This is a genomic window from Mannheimia indoligenes (assembly GCF_036880405.1).
Lineage (GTDB): Bacteria > Pseudomonadota > Gammaproteobacteria > Enterobacterales > Pasteurellaceae > Mannheimia > Mannheimia indoligenes.
In genome coordinates this window covers 36,930-56,826 of record NZ_JBAJJM010000005.1, presented here as the reverse complement: position 1 = coordinate 56,826, position 19,897 = coordinate 36,930, and the positions used below count along the sequence as shown (strand labels likewise).

General features: G+C 40.0%; 19 protein-coding genes. 12 read left to right on the top strand and 7 right to left on the bottom strand.

Annotated elements, in window-relative coordinates; all coding sequences use genetic code 11:
* Positions 1-31 precede the first annotated feature (31 nt).
* The 8 genes from rnc to V6W77_RS03490 all read left to right on the top strand — a co-directional run bounded on the left by rnc (position 32) and on the right by V6W77_RS03490 (position 9,474).
* Positions 32-706: a ribonuclease III gene (gene rnc, locus V6W77_RS03525; protein ID WP_334229408.1), complete on the top strand. Its 675-nt coding sequence runs from the start codon at positions 32-34 to the stop codon at positions 704-706.
* Between the two features lie 49 nt (positions 707-755).
* Positions 756-1,673, top strand: a complete 918-nt coding sequence (era, locus tag V6W77_RS03520) for a GTPase Era (RefSeq protein WP_334236508.1) — start codon at positions 756-758, stop codon at positions 1,671-1,673.
* 228 nt (positions 1,674-1,901) lie between these two features.
* The gene (gene recO, locus V6W77_RS03515) at positions 1,902-2,624 is read left to right on the top strand and encodes a DNA repair protein RecO (protein WP_334253802.1); all 723 of its coding nucleotides are present in this window, start codon (positions 1,902-1,904) and stop codon (positions 2,622-2,624) included.
* 77 nt (positions 2,625-2,701) lie between these two features.
* A complete protein-coding gene (gene rhlB, locus V6W77_RS03510) occupies positions 2,702-3,943 on the top strand; it encodes an ATP-dependent RNA helicase RhlB (RefSeq protein ID WP_334233137.1) in 1,242 nt (413 codons plus the stop codon).
* A gap of 4 nt (positions 3,944-3,947) precedes the next feature.
* The gene (locus V6W77_RS03505) at positions 3,948-4,367 is read left to right on the top strand and encodes a hypothetical protein (RefSeq protein WP_283386010.1); all 420 of its coding nucleotides are present in this window, start codon (positions 3,948-3,950) and stop codon (positions 4,365-4,367) included.
* Between the two features lie 23 nt (positions 4,368-4,390).
* A complete protein-coding gene (locus tag V6W77_RS03500; RefSeq protein ID WP_025235821.1) occupies positions 4,391-5,881 on the top strand; it encodes a helicase HerA-like C-terminal domain-containing protein in 1,491 nt (496 codons plus the stop codon).
* 140 nt (positions 5,882-6,021) lie between these two features.
* Complete coding sequence (locus V6W77_RS03495; protein ID WP_334253801.1) at positions 6,022-7,731, top strand: Hsp70 family protein; 1,710 nt, start codon at positions 6,022-6,024, stop codon at positions 7,729-7,731.
* 9 nt (positions 7,732-7,740) lie between these two features.
* Positions 7,741-9,474 (top strand): J domain-containing protein, encoded by a 1,734-nt coding sequence (locus tag V6W77_RS03490; RefSeq protein WP_334253800.1) that lies wholly within the window; start codon positions 7,741-7,743, stop codon positions 9,472-9,474.
* Positions 9,475-9,536: 62 nt separating this feature from the next.
* Here the strand turns inward: V6W77_RS03490 and V6W77_RS03485 are convergent, their stop codons facing one another.
* The 5 genes from V6W77_RS03485 to V6W77_RS03465 form a co-directional block, all read right to left on the bottom strand.
* Positions 9,537-10,175 carry a DsbA family oxidoreductase gene (locus V6W77_RS03485; protein ID WP_334253799.1) on the bottom strand — a complete coding sequence of 213 codons (639 nt, stop codon included), beginning with the start codon at positions 10,173-10,175 and terminating at the stop codon, positions 9,537-9,539.
* Between the two features lie 13 nt (positions 10,176-10,188).
* Positions 10,189-11,199, bottom strand: a complete 1,011-nt coding sequence (locus V6W77_RS03480; RefSeq protein ID WP_334253798.1) for an ABC transporter ATP-binding protein — start codon at positions 11,197-11,199, stop codon at positions 10,189-10,191.
* 9 nt (positions 11,200-11,208) lie between these two features.
* A complete protein-coding gene (locus V6W77_RS03475; protein WP_334253797.1) occupies positions 11,209-12,855 on the bottom strand; it encodes an ABC transporter permease in 1,647 nt (548 codons plus the stop codon).
* Positions 12,856-12,976: 121 nt separating this feature from the next.
* Positions 12,977-14,005: a Fe(3+) ABC transporter substrate-binding protein gene (locus V6W77_RS03470; protein ID WP_025235825.1), complete on the bottom strand. Its 1,029-nt coding sequence runs from the start codon at positions 14,003-14,005 to the stop codon at positions 12,977-12,979.
* Complete coding sequence (locus V6W77_RS03465; RefSeq protein WP_283386005.1) at positions 14,002-14,163, bottom strand: hypothetical protein; 162 nt, start codon at positions 14,161-14,163, stop codon at positions 14,002-14,004. Before V6W77_RS03465 ends, V6W77_RS03470 begins: the two co-directional genes overlap by 4 nt.
* A 211-nt stretch (positions 14,164-14,374) precedes the next feature.
* Between V6W77_RS03465 and rpsB the strand changes: the two genes are divergently transcribed.
* Both rpsB and tsf read left to right on the top strand, forming a co-directional pair.
* Positions 14,375-15,088 carry a 30S ribosomal protein S2 gene (gene rpsB / locus V6W77_RS03460; protein WP_334253796.1) on the top strand — a complete coding sequence of 238 codons (714 nt, stop codon included), beginning with the start codon at positions 14,375-14,377 and terminating at the stop codon, positions 15,086-15,088.
* 97 nt (positions 15,089-15,185) lie between these two features.
* Positions 15,186-16,037 (top strand): translation elongation factor Ts, encoded by an 852-nt coding sequence (gene tsf, locus V6W77_RS03455; protein ID WP_025235827.1) that lies wholly within the window; start codon positions 15,186-15,188, stop codon positions 16,035-16,037.
* 92 nt (positions 16,038-16,129) lie between these two features.
* On the opposite strand, the gene V6W77_RS03450 is transcribed toward tsf, so the two are convergent.
* Positions 16,130-17,671: a phosphoethanolamine transferase gene (locus V6W77_RS03450; protein WP_334253795.1), complete on the bottom strand. Its 1,542-nt coding sequence runs from the start codon at positions 17,669-17,671 to the stop codon at positions 16,130-16,132.
* Positions 17,672-17,763: 92 nt separating this feature from the next.
* Here V6W77_RS03450 and pyrH point away from each other — a divergent pair, with 92 nt between their 5' ends.
* Together pyrH and frr are read left to right on the top strand one after the other, a co-directional pair.
* Positions 17,764-18,477, top strand: coding sequence for a UMP kinase (pyrH, locus tag V6W77_RS03445; protein WP_025235829.1), 714 nt, complete (start codon positions 17,764-17,766; stop codon positions 18,475-18,477).
* Between the two features lie 49 nt (positions 18,478-18,526).
* The gene (gene frr, locus V6W77_RS03440; RefSeq protein ID WP_025235830.1) at positions 18,527-19,084 is read left to right on the top strand and encodes a ribosome recycling factor; all 558 of its coding nucleotides are present in this window, start codon (positions 18,527-18,529) and stop codon (positions 19,082-19,084) included.
* Between the two features lie 72 nt (positions 19,085-19,156).
* Here frr and V6W77_RS03435 read toward each other — a convergent pair whose 3' ends face one another.
* Positions 19,157-19,840 carry a 2,3-diphosphoglycerate-dependent phosphoglycerate mutase gene (locus tag V6W77_RS03435; RefSeq protein ID WP_283386003.1) on the bottom strand — a complete coding sequence of 228 codons (684 nt, stop codon included), beginning with the start codon at positions 19,838-19,840 and terminating at the stop codon, positions 19,157-19,159.
* Positions 19,841-19,897: the final 57 nt, after the last annotated feature.

Genomic DNA, 19,897 nt, shown 5'->3' with positions numbered 1-19,897 from the left:
CGCCCCTAAGTCTTTAATAAATAAAGAATTTATGCAACTAGAACGATTACAGAAAAAATTAGGTTATCAATTTCATAACCTCGATTACCTCACTCAAGCCTTAACGCACCGTAGTGCGGCGGCGAAAAATAATGAACGCCTTGAATTTTTGGGCGATTCGATTTTAAATTTTACTATCGGCAAAGCGTTATACGATAAATTCCCTAAAGCGAACGAGGGAGAATTAAGCCGTATGCGGGCAACGCTTGTGCGTGAACAAACCTTAGCCATTATTGCCCGTAAATTTGATTTAGGCGAATATCTAAAATTAGGTCCGGGTGAGCTAAAAAGTGGCGGACATCGCCGAGAATCTATTTTATCGGACTGTGTAGAAGCCATAATTGCAGCTATCTATTTAGATCAAGATATGGATCAGGCAATGGCAAAAGTGATGGATTGGTATGCGGATTTATTAAAAGAAATCAGCCCAGACGATTCACAAAAAGACCCAAAAACCCGCCTGCAAGAGTTTTTACAAGGCAGAAAATTGCCCTTGCCTGAATATGATGTATTAGATATTAAAGGCGAAGCCCACAACCAAACTTTCCGTGTTACTTGCAAAGTGATCAATCTCGATGAAATTTTTATCGGTACCGGCACGAGCCGCCGTAAAGCCGAACAAAACGCAGCAGAAAAAGTATTAACGGTAATTAAAACAAAGAAATAACGAATTCCCTTCTTTCTAAAGAAGGGGATCTATATGAAAGGAAAACCAAATGACAGAACAAAACCAAATCCCAATCAAAACCTACTGTGGCTTTATTGCCATTGTTGGTCGCCCGAATGTTGGGAAATCGACTTTATTAAACAAAATTTTAGGGCAAAAAATTTCAATCACCTCACGCAAAGCACAAACTACTCGCCACCGTATTGTTGGTATTCACACCGAAGATCAATACCAAGCGATTTATGTGGATACTCCGGGGCTTCACATTGAAGAAAAACGTGCGATTAACCGCTTAATGAACCGTGCAGCAAGCTCGGCGATTGGCGATGTGGATTTAATCATTTTTGTTGTTGAAGGCACAAAATGGACGGATGACGATGAAATGGTGTTGAACAAGCTCCGCTCGGCAAAAGCTCCAGTGTTGTTGGCGATCAACAAAATCGACAATATCAAAGAAAAAGAAGAGTTGTTGCCACACATTACCGAGCTTTCACAAAAATTCGATTTCGCAGAAATCCTACCGATTTCGGCTCAACGTGGTAAAAACGTCCATATTCTGCAAAAATTTGTACGTGAATCGTTACGCCCGGGCGAGCATCATTTTCCTGAAGAGTACGTAACAGACCGTTCCCAACGCTTTATGGCATCGGAAATTATCCGTGAAAAATTAATGCGTTTCACCGGTGAAGAATTGCCTTATTCGGTAACGGTAGAAATTGAGCAATTTAAAATGAACGAGCGTGGTGTGTATGAGATCAATGGCTTAATTTTGGTTGAGCGTGATGGTCAGAAAAAAATGGTTATCGGTGCCGGCGGTCAAAAAATCAAAACCATTGGTATTGAAGCCCGTAAAGATATGGAACGCCTGTTTGATAACCAAGTCCATCTCGAACTTTGGGTGAAAGTCAAAGCTGGTTGGGCTGATGACGAAAGAGCCTTGAGAAGTTTGGGGTATATGGAGGAGTAGGCTTTTTTAACTTTCATTCGTAAAGTTCAGATTGTATCAAATCTCCCCTAACCCCTCTTTTCTAAAGAGGGGGACTAGATCCCCATAAATTTTAAATTCATCTTTCTACTTGAGTTGTTAAATAGGGAAATGACTTACAAATAGACTTTGTACGATCTCCCCTTTTTAGCAAAGAGGGGAGGGGGAGATTTGGCAGAAGTATTACAGCCTCATAATTTATAAGACAATATGACTACAGACCAATGGCAACGAGCCTTTGTGCTTCATCGCCGAGAATACAGCGAAAGTAGTTTGCTTGTGGATTTCTTTACGGAACATTACGGGCGGATCACACTACTTGCTAAAGGAGCAAGGCGGGCTCGTTCGCCGTTGAAAGCGGTGTTGCAGCCGTTTACGCCATTGTTGTTGCGTTGGACGGGAAAAGGGGATCTGAAAACCCTCACTAAAGCAGAGCCGGCAGCACTTACTTTACCGATGGAAACAATCGCTCTTTATAGTGGTTTCTACATCAATGAAGTACTTGCAAGAGTATTGGAAAATCAGACCGCTTACCCAGAGCTCTTTCTGCATTATTTACATTGTATGACGGCACTTGCCACTCAAGATCGGGTTGAGCCGATTTTACGTACCTTTGAATTTCATACCCTCAAAGCATTGGGCTATGGGGTGGATTTTACCCACTGTGCGGCAACAGGTTTACCGGTTGATCCGAATATGAGCTATCAATTCAGAGAAAATGAAGGCTTTATTGCCTCGCTACTTCAAAATAACCATAGCTTTTTAGGGCGTGATTTACTGGCATTTTCTCAGCTTGATTTTTCAGAAAAAGCAACCCAACAAGCGGCAAAACGGTTTACTCGTATTGCATTAAAACCCTATTTAGGTTCTCAGCCACTCAAAAGCCGAGAACTTTTTCAAGCAATCTTGCCTAATAAAGTGAAAAGCGGTTAGTTTTGTTAAATTTTTTGCAAATTTTCAGTAAAATATAACCGCTTGTAACAATAACAATTATCTCAAGGAAATATTATATGTCAAACCATCTTACCGAGCACCGTTTTATCGATTTCCCTATTCACGCTAATGTCCTGAATGCGTTGGATAGTAAAGGTTTCGAGTTCTGTACGCCAATTCAAGCGAAAACCTTCCCGATTACCTTAAAAGGTAATGACATTGCAGGACAAGCCCAAACGGGTACAGGGAAAACGCTTGCCTTTTTAATTGCGACCTTTAACCACTTATTAAATAATGAAATTGAAACGGCAAAAAACCAACCTAGAGCTTTAATTCTTGCCCCCACTCGTGAATTGGCGGTACAAATTGGGGCGGATGCACAGTTATTTTTACAACATTGTGATCTTAAACTTGCCCTTGCCTATGGTGGAGATGGCTACGATAAGCAGGTGCAAGAAATTGAAAAAGGTGTAGATATTCTTGTTGGTACAACAGGTCGAGTGATTGATTATGTAAAACAAGGCATTATCAACTTAGATAACATTCAAGTAATCGTACTAGATGAAGCAGATCGAATGTTCGATCTTGGCTTTATTAAAGATATCCGCTATTTAATGCGAAAAGCACCTAAGCCTTCTGAGCGTTTAACGTTGCTCTTTTCTGCCACTTTATCGGCAAAAGTGCGAGAGCTTGCTTATGAAGATATGGATAATGCCGAATACATTGAAATTGAACCACTGCAACGTACAGGGCATCGTATTAAAGAAGAACTGTTTTATCCGTCAAATGAAGATAAAATGGCATTATTATTAACTTTATTGGAAGAAGAATGGCCGGAGCGTTGTATGGTGTTTGCCAATACTAAACACAAATGCGAAGAAATTTGGCAATATTTGGCGGCAGATGGTCATCGGGTTGGTATGCTAACGGGTGATATTCCGCAGAAAAAACGTCTGTCGTTGCTGGATAATTTCACTAAAGGTAATTTGGATATTTTAGTTGTAACTGATGTAGCTGCTCGTGGATTGCATATTCCAGATGTAACGCACGTTTTTAATTACGATTTGCCTGATGATAAAGAAGATTATGTTCATCGTATTGGCAGAACGGGGCGAGCAGGGGAAAGCGGGCATTCAATCAGCTTTGCTTGTGAGCGTTACGCGGTAAATTTACCAGCTATTGAAGAGTATATCGGACATCAAATTCCGGTCAGCCAATATGATAAGGAGTCTTTATTTGATTTGCCGAAAGTGAATCGTCCAAGAACTAAAAGTCCTTTTGTCGCAAAGAAAAATAATCGTAATGGTTGGAATAAATAGAGCTATGAATACCATTAAGTTTGCTAAATATCTATGTTGCTTAGTATTGCTGACTGGCTGTAAGAGCCTAGAGCAGTTTGAGGAAGATTGGTTATCTTCGGCAGAATCGGTTAATCGCCATTCATCAGCTAAGATTATAACGAAAAAAGAGCGTAATATAGGATTAAATCCGACGGTTAAAGCTAGTCAAAATAAATTACCTATAGTTAATCAAACTGTTGTAAATAAACGGATAAATACGACCGCTTGTAAAGACAGTGATGATTGGTATTTAGATGGCTATCGTGTAGGGAAATCATTCCGTGCACAGAAAAACCAAATGTTAGAACAACGAAGTAGATACTGTGGCTATAATGTAAAAGAGTTACCTTCTCATTATTATCATAATTGGGATAGAGGTTTCCGCATTGGCATTAAAAGTTAATTTTAGACGAAAGAGAATCAAAAATGGGTTTATATAATATTGCTCAAACAGAATCGGGCAAAGTCATCTCACTTAACGCAAAAATGGCGAACCGACACGGTTTAGTGGCTGGGGCGACAGGTACAGGTAAAACAGTTACGTTACGAAAATTAGCGGAAGCCTTTAGTGATGATGGTGTGCCGGTATTTTTAGTGGATGTAAAAGGCGACCTTTCAGGTTTAGTACAAGCGGGCAGTTTTTCCGGAAAAATTGCAGAACGCATTGAGATGTTCAACTTAGGTGGAGAGGATTACTTAAACGGTTATCCTGTCTCATTTTGGGACGTGTTTGGTGAATCGGGCATTCCGCTTCGTACCACGATTTCCGAAATGGGACCGATGCTACTTTCCCGTTTACTTAACTTAAACGATACCCAAGAAGGTTTATTAAATCTTGTTTTCCGTGTAGCAGATGATCGTGGATTGCTATTGATTGATTTAAAAGATTTGCGTGCTTTACTTAAATTTGTGGCAGATAATGCGAAAGAATTCCAAGTGGAATACGGCAATGTATCTGCGGCAAGTGTAGGAGCTATTCAACGTGCATTATTAAGACTTGAAAACGAAGGGGCGGATAATTTATTTGGCGAACCTGCACTAGATTTACACGATTGGATGCAAACCCGTAATGGGCGTGGTGTAATCAATATTTTAAATTCGGAAAAATTAATTAATTCTCCAAGAATGTACGGTGCTTTTTTACTATGGTTTATGGCAGAATTATTTGAAAATTTACCTGAAGTTGGCGATCCTGAAAAACCAAAATTTGTGCTTTTCTTTGACGAAGCTCACTTATTATTTGATGATGCCCCTAAAGCATTAGTAGATAAAATTGAACAGGTGGTTCGCTTAATTCGTTCTAAAGGTGTTGGGGTTTATTTTGTTACGCAAAACCCACTCGACTTACCCGATTCTGTGCTAGGGCAGCTCGGTAATCGTATTCAACACGCCTTGCGAGCTTTCACGCCTCGTGATCAAAAAGCAGTGAAATCAGCGGCGGAGACCTTCCGTGCCAATAAAGAGGTAAATGTAGTAGAAGCTATTACTCAACTTGGTGTGGGGCAAGCGTTGGTTTCGGTGTTAGATGAAAAAGGAATGCCAACACCTGTTGAAATTGCCTATATCTATCCGCCAAAAAGCCAGCTATCTCCATTAGCTACAGGCGAACGTGATGCTTTAGTGAAACAGGATGATCTGTATCATCATTACAGCCAGTATGTAGATAATGAATCAGCGTTTGAATTGCTTAATGCTAAAGCTGAACAAGTGAAAGCCGAGCAAGCTGCTGTGGAAGACGAAAATAACGATTTCTTAGGTGGCATTATCTCTTCGATTTTTGGCTCGAAGAAGAAAAAAGATCAATCTATTACCGAACAAGTGGTTAGCCAAGTGGCACATTCAGTTGGTAGAAATTTACGCAACCAAGTAACTAAGCAAATTATGCGTGGCATTTTAGGGGCGATTACTAAAAAGTGAATTTAGAAAAGTAAGTGAGAAATTTGCTTCTGATGTGAATATAAAAATTGAGATATTTAAAAAATATTTCATATTTAGTTATAAGCCACATTTTTAGAATAGAAAAAGTTCATCAATTTTAAATAATGTAAGGGATGGATATGGCACTTCAAATTGGGATTGACTTAGGTACAACTAACAGCTTGGTAGCTCAGTTTATTGAGGGTGAAACTCGGTTAATTCCTAATCGTTTCGGGCATTTTCTCACACCGTCTGTGGTGAGTCTTGATGATGACGAATCTGTATTAGTCGGTCTACCAGCCCGTGAAAGGTTGGTGACAGCACCAGATAAAACAGTGGCATCCTTTAAGCGGTTTATTGGAACCGACAAAGTATTCACGATGGGAAAACAGCGTTTTCGGGCCGAAGAGTTATCGGCACTACTGCTAAAACAATTAAAAGAGGATGCGGAAGCCTATTTAGGTGAAACGATAAGCGATGTGGTGATTACTGTACCAGCCTATTTCAATGCAATTCAACGCCAAGCAACTCAAAATGCAGCAAAAATTGCAGGTTTGAATGTCCTAAGGTTATTGAATGAACCTACTGCGGCTGGATTGGCCTATAACTTACAGGATAAGCCCGATAATACACAATTTTTGGTCTTTGATTTAGGGGGCGGTACTTTCGATGTCTCTATTCTTGATTATTTTGATGGCGTTGTGCAGGTTTCTGCCAGTGCGGGCGATAATCATCTGGGTGGAGAGGATTTTGTAAATGCTGTTCGCTACGCTTTTTTATCCCGTTGTACGACTTTAAATGAAGGACAAAAGCAGCAGATTAAACAGAGTAGTGCGTATTGGCAGCTATTTGAAACAGCAAAACGGACACTGAGTAAAGAGAAATCGGTAGAGGTAAAACTACATTTAAAAGGAGAATTGCACCAAGCCACAATCAGCGAAGAGGATTTCCGTCAAGCTTCACAAAGTCTTATCTCCCGTCTACGCCAGCCACTTGAACGGGCATTGCGTGATGCCCGAATTACGCCAGCTAATATTGATGGTATTATTTTAGTTGGTGGGGCAACCCGTATGCCGATTATCCGCAAAGCGATTATGGCGTGGTTCCAACGGATTCCTCTCTCAGCCATTAATCCTGATGAAGCCATTGCACGTGGAGCTGCAGTACAAGCAGCGTTAATTGCCCGTAGTGCTAGCGTGGAAGAGATTGTCTTAACCGATGTGATGCCGTTTTCATTAGGCACACAGACCAGCCACGAATTGTCGGGTGGGCGTTTGGTACATAATCGCTTTGCTCCGATTATTGAGCGAAATATGCCGGTGCCAATCTCACGGGTTAGAAGTTTTGCTACTATTTACGATAATCAAGAAAAATTGCTGTTTCAAATTTTGCAGGGCGAATCGGCAATCGCCTCGGATAATCTGTTATTAGGTGAGATGGAAATTACCATTCCGAAACGGCGGGCTGGTGAAGTCTCTGTAGATGTTCGGTTTAGCTATGATATGAACGGCTTATTGGAAGTGGATTTAACCAATGATGAACTCTCGATTGCTCATAATAAAGTGTTTCAGCAAAACAGCCAAAATCTGAGTGAGGCGGAGATTCAACAGGCGTTAAACCGGTTGGCAGGCTTAAAAATTCACCCGAGGGAACAGAAAGAGAACCGTTATTTACTCGAAAAAGGAAAACGGTTATATGAAGAGCATTTAGGTGAAGAACGCCGCATTATTAGCGAATATCTTGCCTATTTTGAGCAAACGCTGGAAAGCCAAGATGAGACTCTGATCCGTAAGGCTCGCAAAACATTCAGCGAATGTTTGGAACGCTATGACAGTGGTTGGTTGCTATAAGGGGGAAGAATGGGGTGTTGGGCTATCTTAGGCATTGATCCGACCGCAGATGAGCGGGAAATTCGCCGTGCCTATGCGAAAAAATTGAAAATCACCCGTCCTGATGACGATCCTGAAGGGTACCAAGCTTTGCGGGAAGCCTATGAACAGGCACTACGAGATGCACCGTTTTATACGGAAGATGCAGAGCAGGCACCTCTGTTCCCCGATTTATCAATGGATAATGAGCAACAAGCGGGCGAAAACGAGGTATTTTTTGCAAATTCGGATATCTTGTCATTAGATCCCGATTTCGCAGAAAATCAAGCGGAACTCACAGCTTGTGAGTTGGATATGGCAGAGCGTGAGCCGTTAGTGCCACAGAATGATTTGGCTGAACAGGACGATGAGCTGTATTACTCGGGTGAATTTATTTTTCATCATATTGCCGAGCTTTATCAAGAGGCAGGCGAGCAGGGATTACTCAATGAATGGGATTCTATCCAAGAACAGCTATTGGCGAGAATGGCATTTGGTGAACAGGAAGGACTTGCTTTCAATCTGTTTCTGTTTTTAAAAAATAATGACATTGAACACCCGATTATCTGGAAGCAGTGGAGTGAGTATTTTGGTTGGTTGAGTGATTATCACAGTGCGGATTATATTTTTGCTGATGATCGTGAATTATTACAATCGAAATTAGAGGCAGCTAATCAGTATTTATGGGGAGATCGTGGCTATGCCCCAGTGAAAGCGGACATCACAGATCATCACTTTCCACTTGCTCAAGCCTTTGTGAATTATCTGCAAAAGGGTGGCTCCCGCATTTTGGCGTTATTCTATGCAATGCTCATTACCCCCACGATCAGCCAAGAGACGAACAAGCCTCTTCGTTACCATTTAATGTCGAAAAATAAAACGCTAGATTGGCTGTATGACTATGCCTTTATACTTCGTTTCTTTTGGCCTCTAATATTGTTTGGTATTGTGGTATTTACTCGCAATGAAAATAACATTTTGTATATAACCTTTTCTTTGGCTCTTTATTCTGCTGTTCTTTTAATGTTTGGGTTACTAATGCTAGCGATTATTTCATGGGTTGTTAAATGTCTTCCAAGGTGGCTTTATCAGTATCGTATGATATGGGAACTGCTGAGTGCCTTCTTATTGCCATTTATTATTGTTGGCTTGGCATTTTTTAACGAATATCGCTACATTGCTTTCACCAGTTTTGTGATCTGGTTTGTCAGCTATTTCACTTTTATTCGGCAGTTTAATGCAAAATCGATAGGGTGCTCTATTCCTCTGATTATAATGATGGTAATGCTCGCTATTCCTGAAAACTTAGATCCGTCTGTTCGCTCTCTGGCCTTGCTAGGAGCTTTACTATGGCTTAATGCTAATCTTTTTTTAGAGGCTCGTTTCCCGAATATTACACAGAGGATGCTAGATGAAATTCATCAACCATTCCAACAGATTTCTTATGATAAAGCACTACTTCTGTTGCCAGTGAAAATATTAAAATCAGCACTACTTTGGTTGTTTTTTATTCCTCTGAACTGTGGAAGATTTTTGGAGAAGAGTGGAGGATATGCGACATTGGTAGAGATTGGGCTAGTAGCGTTATTTGGTGTGCTTTATCTGAGCCAATATAGTGATCTAAGCTATCTCTTATTCTACCCAATATCTTACTTAGTCTATTTCAATTATAAGTTACTTGAAAAGTGGGTATTTAAGCAGTTAGGTTTTAATTACAAGACTTAGAATGATTTTAAGGGCTAAGCTCAGAATAAGACCGCTTGTTTAGCTTAACAAGCGGTCTTTTTTCAACTTATTTTTTGCAATGCCTGTTTGATGGCATTTAGCAGTACTTCTGGCGGTTGAGCCCCTGACACGCCGAGTTTTTCATCAATCACAAAAAATGGGACGCTGTGAATACCATATTTGTGGGCAACTCGCTCATCTTCACGGACTTCGTGCCCGAAATCATCGCCTGTGAGCAGTTGAGCGACTTCATCACGTTCTAAGCCGATTTCTAAAGCTAAACCGATAAGTTCTGTGCGTTTAGCTAAAATAGTGTTATCGGTAAAATAGGCTTTGAATAAACGTTCAACCATTGCTTCACCTAAGCCTTTACTTTCCGCAAATTTTGCCAAGCGATGAGCCTCAAAGGTGCGAGTGTATTGTGTGGTGCGGTAGCGTAAATCTAGCCCGGCTTGTTTTCCAGCTTCCTCTACATAGTTAATCATTTCATCAGCCTGTTCAGCCGTTTTTTGATATTTCTGCATTAAGCGTTGCTGAATATCACCTTCCGGTTCACCATTTGCGTGTGGGTCAAGCTCAAAGGCTCGGAAAATCACTTCAACCTCACCCTCACCCTCAAATTGAGCTAAGGCTTGCTCTAAATGGCGTCTGCCGATGTAACAAAACGGGCAGGCAAAGTCTGACCAAACTTCAATTTTCATATTCTCTCTCTGTTTAAAATAGGATAAATTCTCTCACTTGGAAGCCAACTTCCACTTGTTCGCCAATTTTCAGCTCTTGGGATTGGTAAGTTACAATCTCAATGCCTTTAATTTCAACTTGATAGCGGTAGTATAAGCCTAAAAACAGTTTGCCTACCACTTTACCTAAGCCTAGCTCATTGGGTTTTAAGATAATCTGCTCTGGGCGAAGAAGCCAGCGGTAACGCCCCTTCTGAACGTCCATTTCAGGGAAGAGTCGGAACTCACCAATCGGGCTACATAGCACTTTGTCTTCCGTTACATTACAGTTAAGATAGTTTGTGCCACCTAAAAAATCCGCTACAAATGGATTAACCGGAGAATGATATAGCTCGTTTGGCTTACCAAATTGAACAATTTTTCCTTGATCCATCACGGCAATTTTATCGGCAAACGCAAAGGCTTCTTCTTTGCTATGGGTTACAAAAATAGCCGGCACATTTTGGCTTTTTAAGATTTGCTTGATCTCTTGAATCATCGCATAACGAGTTTGGCTGTCAATATTGGAAAACGGCTCATCTAACAGTAGCAGTTCTGGCTGGCAGGCTAATGCTCTGGCTATCGCGACACGTTGTTGTTGTCCGCCCGACAGCTCGTGTGGAAAACGGCTTTCAAAGCCTTGCAAATGCACAACTGAAAGCATTTTTTCGGTAATCGCTTTTTGTTGAGCTTTTGGCAATTTAGATAAACCAAATTGGATATTGTCAGCCACCGTTAAATGTGGAAAAAGAGCATAATCTTGGAAAATCAGCCCGATTTTACGCTCTTCCACCGCTTTGCTTTTTAAGCATTGTCCGGCTAAATGAATATCACCTTGTTCAATTGGCAATAGCCCGGCAATCGCTTTCAGTAAGGTAGTTTTACCGCAGCCACTTGCACCAAGCAGGCAAATAATTTCATTCTGATTTACCGCGAGATGGAGATTTTGTAAAACCATTGTGCTGCCAAAATTAAGATTCAGATTATTGATAGTTAAAACAGACATAAAATTCCTTTATCTTTCCTTTTCAGACTGCGAAATAAGTGATCGGGTAAGCCAAATAACTGGCAATAAACCGACTAACACCAATACGATGGCAGGCAGAGCAGCACGCTCAAGTTGCTCGTCTGATGTAAAGGTAAACACGTAGGTTGCGAGTGTATCAAAGTTAAACGGGCGGAGTAGTAGAGAAGCGTTTAGCTCTTTCATACTCTCAATAAAAACCATCAATCCGGCAGTTAGAATGCCTTTATAAATCAATGGGATATGGATTTTTGCTAACATTGCGATGCCGTTTTTACCAAGCGTTTGGCTTGCCATATCCAATGAAGGTGAAATTTTATTGAGCGAAGTTTCAAGACTTCCGATTGCCATTGCTAAAAATCGAATGGTATATGCCAATACCAATGCAAAGAGTGAGCCTGAAAAAATCAATCCAACAGGTGATAATTCAAGGCTTTTTAGCCAAGCGTGGAGTTGATGATCGGCAAATGTTAAAGGTGAAAGTAAACCGATCGCTAATACTGTTCCCGGAACAGCATAGCCAAGAGAGGCTAATTGTAACGACAAGCGGTCATTTTTGACTAAAATTTTACGGGTATTCAAACGTTTAGAAAAATGCAGAAGTAGAGCAATGAATACCGTTATGACTGAGGCGATAATCGACACTTTTAAGCTATTAAGCGAAAATTGGACAAAGTCTAAATTCCACGCTTGCTCGAAATAGTCGTATGCCCAATAGAGCAATCTGCCAAACGGAATGAAAAAAGCTAACGCCAACAAGCCCCAGCACCAAGCAAGGGCTAATGCTAATTTCCAACCGGTTAAAGATTTAAATGCTGATTTCTTTTCATAGCCACGTTGATAGCTTTTTTGTTTGCGGCGGCTGTATTGTTCCAAAGTCAAAAATAGGAAAATCATCAGCAGCATAAAGACCGCAATTTGGCTGGCTGTGCCGAGATCGTGATAACCTAGCCACGAGTCATAAATTGCCGTAGTAAGCGTTGGCACGGCAAAATAGGCAACGGTGCCAAAATCGCCTAAGGTTTCCATTGCGACTAATGCCATACCAACTGCAATAGAAGGGCGAATTAATGGTAATGTAATACGGCGAAAAAGTTGAGCAGGAGATGCTCCAAGCATTTTTGCACTATGCGTTAGGTTTTCTGACTGTTCTAATAATGCCACTCGCACTAATAAAAAAATGTATGGATACAGCACTAATGCAAGTACAAAGCAAGCACCGTACAATGTTCGAATTTGGGGAAACCAATAATCTTGCGGGCTGGTCCAGCCAAAAATACTACGTAACCAGCCTTGAAAAGCCCCCGAGTAATCTAGTAAATCAGTGTATAAATAGGCGATTAAATAAGCAGGCATTGCAAGAGGCAAGCAGAGTAGCCATTGCAAGGTTTTTTGTCCCCAAAAGCGATAGTTAGCCACAATCCAAGCGGTAGGCAGAGCAAAGAACAGAGCGAGAAATACCGTTCCTAACACTAATAATGTTGAATTTTTCAGATAGATTGGCAACATTGTTTGCCAAAGATGGGAAAGGTTTTCACTGTCTCCTTGCAATGCGTGATAACCAATGGCAAGGAGTGGAAGTAAAACAATAAAAGTGGTTAGAGTTGCAATGCTTTTCCAGCAAAATTGTGATCGCATTTTTATTTAAGCCTGTTATTCCATAAAAAATAAAAGGACGCAAAATGCGTCCTTTTGCAAGCGGTCATATTTTAGCAAAATTTTGCAAATTTTTGTGGAAAAATGACCACTTGTTGGTTGATTATTTTTTCTCAGAGAAATCGTCAAATTTCACTTCATCAACCAATTTTAATGCTGCTTCATAGTGTTTTGCGATATTTTCCAGCTTGATTTTATCAGCTGTGAATGTACCCCAACCTTTTACGATTGCAGATGGCTCAATGCCTTCTTTTACCGGATATTCGTGGTTAAGCTCAGCATATAAACCTTGTGCTTTTTCACCACTGAGGTATTCGATTAATTTCACCGCATTTGCTTTGTTCGGCGAGTGTTTCGCAATTACCACACCGCTGATGTTTTTGTGTGTACCGTACTCGCCGCTAGGGAAGTTAATCACCGCCGCTTCTGCCCACGATTTTTGTTTTTCATCATCTAACATTTTACCGTAGTAATAGCTGTTACCGATAGAGTAATCACAGATCCCTTCTTTGATTGCTTTTACTTGATCACGGTCGCCACCTTGTGGTTTTTGTGCAAGATTTGCTTTTAAGCCTTCTAAGAATGCTTTTGTTTTCTCAATGCCGTAATGTTCAATCATCGCCGCAAAGAGTGATACATTGTAAGAGTTTTTACCTGAACGAACGCAAACTTTGCCTTTATACTCAGGTTTTGCTAAATCTAAGTAATCAAAACCGGCAGGTAATTTGCCTACACGATCTTTTGAGGTATAAATTACGCGAGCACGTGTAGTTAAACCGAACCATTGGTCGTTAGAATCACGGAATTGTTCAGGAATGTTTTTCTCTAATACTTCAGAGTCAATTTTTTGAGCAAGACCCGCATTCACAATTTCCATTACACGAGCGATATCCACTGTTAAAAGTACATCAGCCGGGCTTAATTCGCCTTCTTGTTTCACACGATCAACTAAACCTTTATCCGCAAAAATAACATTTACTTTGATGCCGGTGTCTTTTTCAAAGTTTTTCAGCATCGGCTCAATTAAGTAAGGCTGGCGGTAGGAATATACATTCACTTCATTAGCGGCAAGTGCTGAGGTTGAAGCAAAGGTTGCAGCAGCAACAGCAAGAGCAGAAAGCGTTTTTTTCATTGATAGTCTCCTTTGTTTGATTGACTTTGTATAGCAATTTCGGCAATTCTAAATGCACTTATTTCTTTAGTCAATAATGAGAACGGTTTTTGTTTATTTAGAGCAATTAATTTTGAAACAAGAATAAAGTGATTGGCAAATTGTTTGTTTTTTGGCATAATACTCGCCGTTTTTTGTCTTTACTGATTAAGTAAGAGAAAAAACATAACCATTTATTTTTTAACACTAAAACACACACATATCACAAGCTAGGAATTGGGGTGTCTATTATCTCAGTGAGCGTAGATCGATTTTCTAGGATATGTGGAGGCTAAACCCCGTTTTGCCGTTCATAAGTGGCGAAACAAACAACTTTGAAGGAAAATTCTTATGGCACAAGTTTCTATGCGCGATATGCTTAACGCAGGCGTTCACTATGGTCACCAAACTCGTTACTGGAACCCAAAAATGAAACCATTCATTTTCGGTGCTCGTAATGGTGTTCACGTTATTAACTTAGAAAAAACATTACCTTTATTCAACGAAGCATTAGCAGAATTAACTCGCATTGCTTCTAACAACGGTAAAGTGTTATTCGTTGGTACAAAACGTGCAGCGTCAGAAGCAGTTAAAGCAGCGGCAGTAGAGAGCCAACAATTTTACGTAAATCACCGTTGGTTAGGTGGTATGTTGACTAACTGGAAAACTGTTCGTCAATCAATCAAACGTTTAAAAGATTTAGAAACTCAAACTCAAGACGGTACTTTTGACAAAATCACTAAAAAAGAAGCGTTAATGCGTACTCGTGAGTTAGAGAAATTAGAGTTAAGCTTAGGCGGTATCAAAGATATGAACGGTTTACCGGATGCAATTTTTGTAATCGGTGCTGATCACGAACATATCGCAATCAAAGAAGCAAACAACTTAGGTATTCCTGTATTTGCTATCGTTGATACTAACTCAACTCCAGATGGCGTTAATTACATCATCCCTGGTAACGATGACGCAACACGTGCAATCCAACTTTACTTAGATTCAGCAGTAGCTGCAATCAAAGAAGGTCGTGGCGTTGAAGTTGTTGCAGCTGAAGAAGCAGCAGAATAATTCAGTTTGTAGGGGCAGGTTTTACCTGCCCTAAACGATAAAATCTCTAGGCAGGTAAATCCTGTCTTTCCCGTATCAAATCAAGAGGAATTAAAAAATGGCTGAAATTACAGCATCATTAGTTAAAGAGCTTCGTGAACGTACCGGTGCAGGTATGATGGAATGTAAAAAAGCATTACAAGAAGCAAACGGCGATATCGAATTAGCGATCGACAATATGCGTAAATCTGGTCAAGCGAAAGCGGCTAAAAAAGCAGGTAACATTGCAGCTGAAGGCGTAATTTTAGCACGCGTAGCTAACGGTTTCGGCGTATTAGTTGAAATGAACTGCCAAACTGACTTCGTAGCAAAAGATGCAGGTTTCTTAGGTTTAGCAAATGAAGTTGCAGATTTCGCAGCGGCAAACAAAGATATCTCTATCGAAGCATTAGCAGCACAATTTGAAGAAAAACGTGTTGCATTAGTGGCTAAGATTGGTGAAAATATGAACATTCGCCGTGTTAAATTCTTAGAAGGTAACGTAATTGCACAATACTTACACGGTGCAAAAATTGGTGTATTAGTTGCAGGTGAAGGTTCTGAAGAAGAATTACGCAAAGTAGCAATGCACGTTGCAGCAAGCAAACCTGAATTCGTAAACCCGGAAGATGTGTCTGCTGATGTAGTAGCTAAAGAGCGTGAAATCCAAATCGAAATCGCGATGAACTCTGGTAAACCAAAAGAAATCGCTGAGAAAATGGTTGAAGGTCGTATGGCTAAATTCACCGGTGAAGTTTCATTAACCGGTCAGCCGTTTGTAATGGATCCATCACAAACTGTAGGTCAATACTTAAAATCAGTAGGTACTTCAGTTGCTAACTTCATCCGTTTAGAAGTGGGCGAAGGTATCGAGAAAGTTGAAGAAGATTTCGCAGCAGAAGTTGCTAAAATCACTGGCGGTAACGCTTAATTCAATCCTTGAGTTGATGAAAAAAAGCAGGCTTTTGCCTGCTTTTTATTGTGTAATGATGGGCAAATTGTTATTTGCCCCTACAAGTAGAATTAATGTGATGGAATAACGACTGCCGGATCTTCCACAGTAGATTGGGTTTCAATGATTTTTTTCAGCCCGTAATCGCTTTTATCAGTTTTATTATTAAAGAGATCAAGCTCTTTATCTAACAACGCATTTTCAATGCCAATCCAATTTGCAATCCCATTGGTAAAATTCAGCCCTGATTTAAATGTCTTATAAATATTACGTTGAGTATCATCACTTGAAATTTTGAACAACGGAATGTCGTAGTGTAATTTACTTCTATCTTTACCATTTTGAATGACAATATTATCTTTAGACATTTCGTGAGATAAGCCGTGATCAGATAAATAGATCATCGAAAATGAACGCTGAGTTTCGGTTTGGTTTTTCACTAACATCTCATATATCCGTTTTAGCAATTCATCGGTTTTCTTAATTGAGGAAATATAACAATTCACGTTGAAATAACGCTTCGGTAGTTTGTTGTCATCAAACATTTTCGGATAATCGGTTAAACGGTCGCAAGTAATTGGGTGTGAGCCGTATAAATGCAAGAAAATAAAACGTTTGCCACTAGCAGGTTCTGCAATCACTCTACTGAAATGTGGCAGTAATTCAAAATCGCTCACGTTGCTGTTTAACGAATCGCCTGATTTGGTGAAGATCTTCACATCACTTTTATTGCCGATCGAGGAAATAGGTGTATCGTAATTACCCAAATAGCCTTGGTTAGAAATCCAATAGGTTTTTACCCCAGCAGATTTAATCAAATCAATCAAGGTTAAGGCATAATTAGCCTCCCATTTTTCAGTATCAGGCTTGGTTAGCATTAAACGCAGTGAGGCAATAGTATTTGTACCACCAGAGGTTAAACCGTCAACAAGCGTACCATTTGCCGAGCTCATAAAAGGCGTGTTAAGAATAGGATAGCCGTAGGCGTGGTGATAATCCTTCCTTGCACTTTCGCCCATAATCAGCACGTAATCATCATATTTTGCGTTATCGCCAAGCTTCGATTCTCCCCATTGGGATTCTAAGGTTAAATTATTTAATTTCTCCAATTCTTTCGCGACTTTTGTTCCTGAACTATAAAATTCTTGGAAAAACTTGAATGGAGCAAGTTGAGCTAACATTAAAAGAGAAGCGGCTATGACAAAAGTTTTATTTCTCAAAAAGTGGATTTGATAAGCATTGGTAATTTTTTTGAAAAAAATGACCGCTAGTACAATCACTATGCCGGCTAAAATATGCAAAATAGGAAGCTGAGCCAGAAACTCTTTACTCTCCATCATATCAGTTGCGAATACGGAAGCGATATATTCATAGGTTGGTTTACCAAAATTAAGCCCAATGGGCGTATAAAAGGCATAAGCAATACTAATTGGCAACAGTAACGCATAGTAAGTCCATTTAGAACTGGCTAAGATAATAATCAGAAATACCCCAAATAGTATTTCAAAGATAGTGGGAGTCGGAAAAAAGCCCGAGCCAATCAGCATCAAATAACTTGCAAGAACAGCCAGTGAAAGTGCAATAAATAATGCTAAAAATTTGTTTTTTCTCATTGTTGTTAAAATTTTTCGGTTTATCGTTGAAGTGGATTGTTCTATAATAGCGTAATTTTGTGTTTAGTCCATACAGTTAAGAGGCAAATAAAATGAGCAAACCTATTTACAAGCGAATCCTTCTCAAATTAAGTGGTGAAGCCTTACAAGGCAACGAGGGCTTTGGTATCGATCCGTCTATTTTAGATCGTATGGCACTAGAAATTAAAGAGTTGCTTGAAGAAGGCGTTGAAGTTGGCGTTGTACTTGGTGGCGGTAACTTATTCCGTGGAGCAAAATTAGCTAAAGCTGGAATGAACCGTGTGGTGGGCGACCATATGGGGATGCTGGCAACCGTGATGAACGGCTTAGCGATGCGTGATGCTCTACACCGTGCCGAAGTGAATGCAAAATTAATGTCTGCATTCCAATTAAACGGGATTTGTGATACTTACAATTGGTCTGAAGCCATCAAAATGTTACGTGAAAAACGTGTAGTAATCTTCTCAGCCGGTACAGGCAGTCCGTTCTTCACCACCGATTCTGCCGCTTGCTTGCGTGGTATTGAAATTGAAGCTGATGTCGTATTAAAAGCAACAAAAGTAGATGGTGTTTACGATAAAGACCCGGCAAAATTCGCAGATGCTAAACTTTTCAATCAATTAACCTATGCTGAAGTAATCGATCAAGAATTACAAGTAATGGATTTAGCGGCATTTACCCTTGCACGCGATCACGGAATGCCGATTCGTGTATTTAATATGGGTAAACCAGGTGCATTACGCAAAGTGGTATTTGGCACAGAAGAAGGCACAACTATTTCTTAATAATTTTCTCTATTTTTAACTCTGTTTTAAGTAAAAGGATAAACAATCAATGATTAATGAAATCAAAAAAGATACACAAGATCGTATGGAAAAAAGCCTTGAGGCTTTAAAAGGTCATATTGCAAAAATTCGTACCGGTCGTGCTCAACCTTCTTTATTAGACGGTATTCAAGTTGAATACTACGGTTCTGCAACACCTCTACGCCAAGTAGCTAACGTAGTAGCAGAAGATGCTCGCACATTAGCGGTAAACGTATTTGATAAATCGTTAATTTCTGCGGTAGAAAAAGCGATTTTAACCTCAGATTTAGGCTTAAACCCATCATCAGCCGGCACAACGATTCGCGTTCCTCTTCCACCATTAACAGAAGAACGTCGCCGTGATTTAATTAAAATCGTGAAATCTGAAGGCGAGCAAGGCAAAGTTGCTATTCGCAACGTACGCCGTGATGCAAACGACCAAATCAAAGCGTTGTTGAAAGATAAAGAAATCAGCGAAAACGAACAACATAAAGCTGAAGAAGATATTCAAAAAATCACTGATACTTTCATCAAAAAAGTAGATGAAGTATTAGCTGCAAAAGAAAAAGAACTATTAGATTTCTAATTTGCAAAACTTCCTCAAAAAATAACCGCTTGCATCACTACAAGCGGTTATTTTTCATCAAAACTTTACAAATTATAAGTAACGTTTGCTGATCACTTTTAAGTTGTCGTCTAATTCGTACACTAACGGCTGACCGGTTGGGATTTCTAAATCCATAATGTCTGCATCAGAAATGCCTTCGATATGTTTCGCTAACGCACGAAGAGAGTTTCCGTGTGCAGTAACTAATACGGTTTTACCTGAAATTAACGCCGGAGCAATTTGGTCTTCCCAGAATGGTAATACACGCTCAAGGGTAATTTTTAGGTTTTCTGCGTTTGGAATTAAATCTTTCGGTAAGTTTGCATAACGGCGGTCGTTATGAGCAGAATTTGGATCTTGTGGGTCTAAATCCGGAGGAGAAATATCGTAAGAACGACGCCAGATATGAACTTGCTCATCACCGTATTTTTCCGCAGTTTCTTTTTTATCTAAACCTTGTAATGCACCGTAATGACGTTCGTTTAAACGCCAGTTTTTGATTTGTGGAACCCATAATTGGTTAGATTCTTCTAACACGATGTTACAGGTTTTGATTGCACGGGTTAAAACAGACGTGAACGCGATGTCAAATTCAAAGCCGGCAGCTTTTAATTTTTGACCTGCAGATTTTGCTTCTTCAATGCCGCGTTCTGTTAAATTCACATCACGCCAGCCTGTAAATAAATTTTTAGCATTCCATTCACTAAAACCGTGACGGATAAAGACTAATTTCATAATGACTCCTTGTTTTGAGTTAAATAATGGATTTGAAACTGCGGTATTTATAGCAAA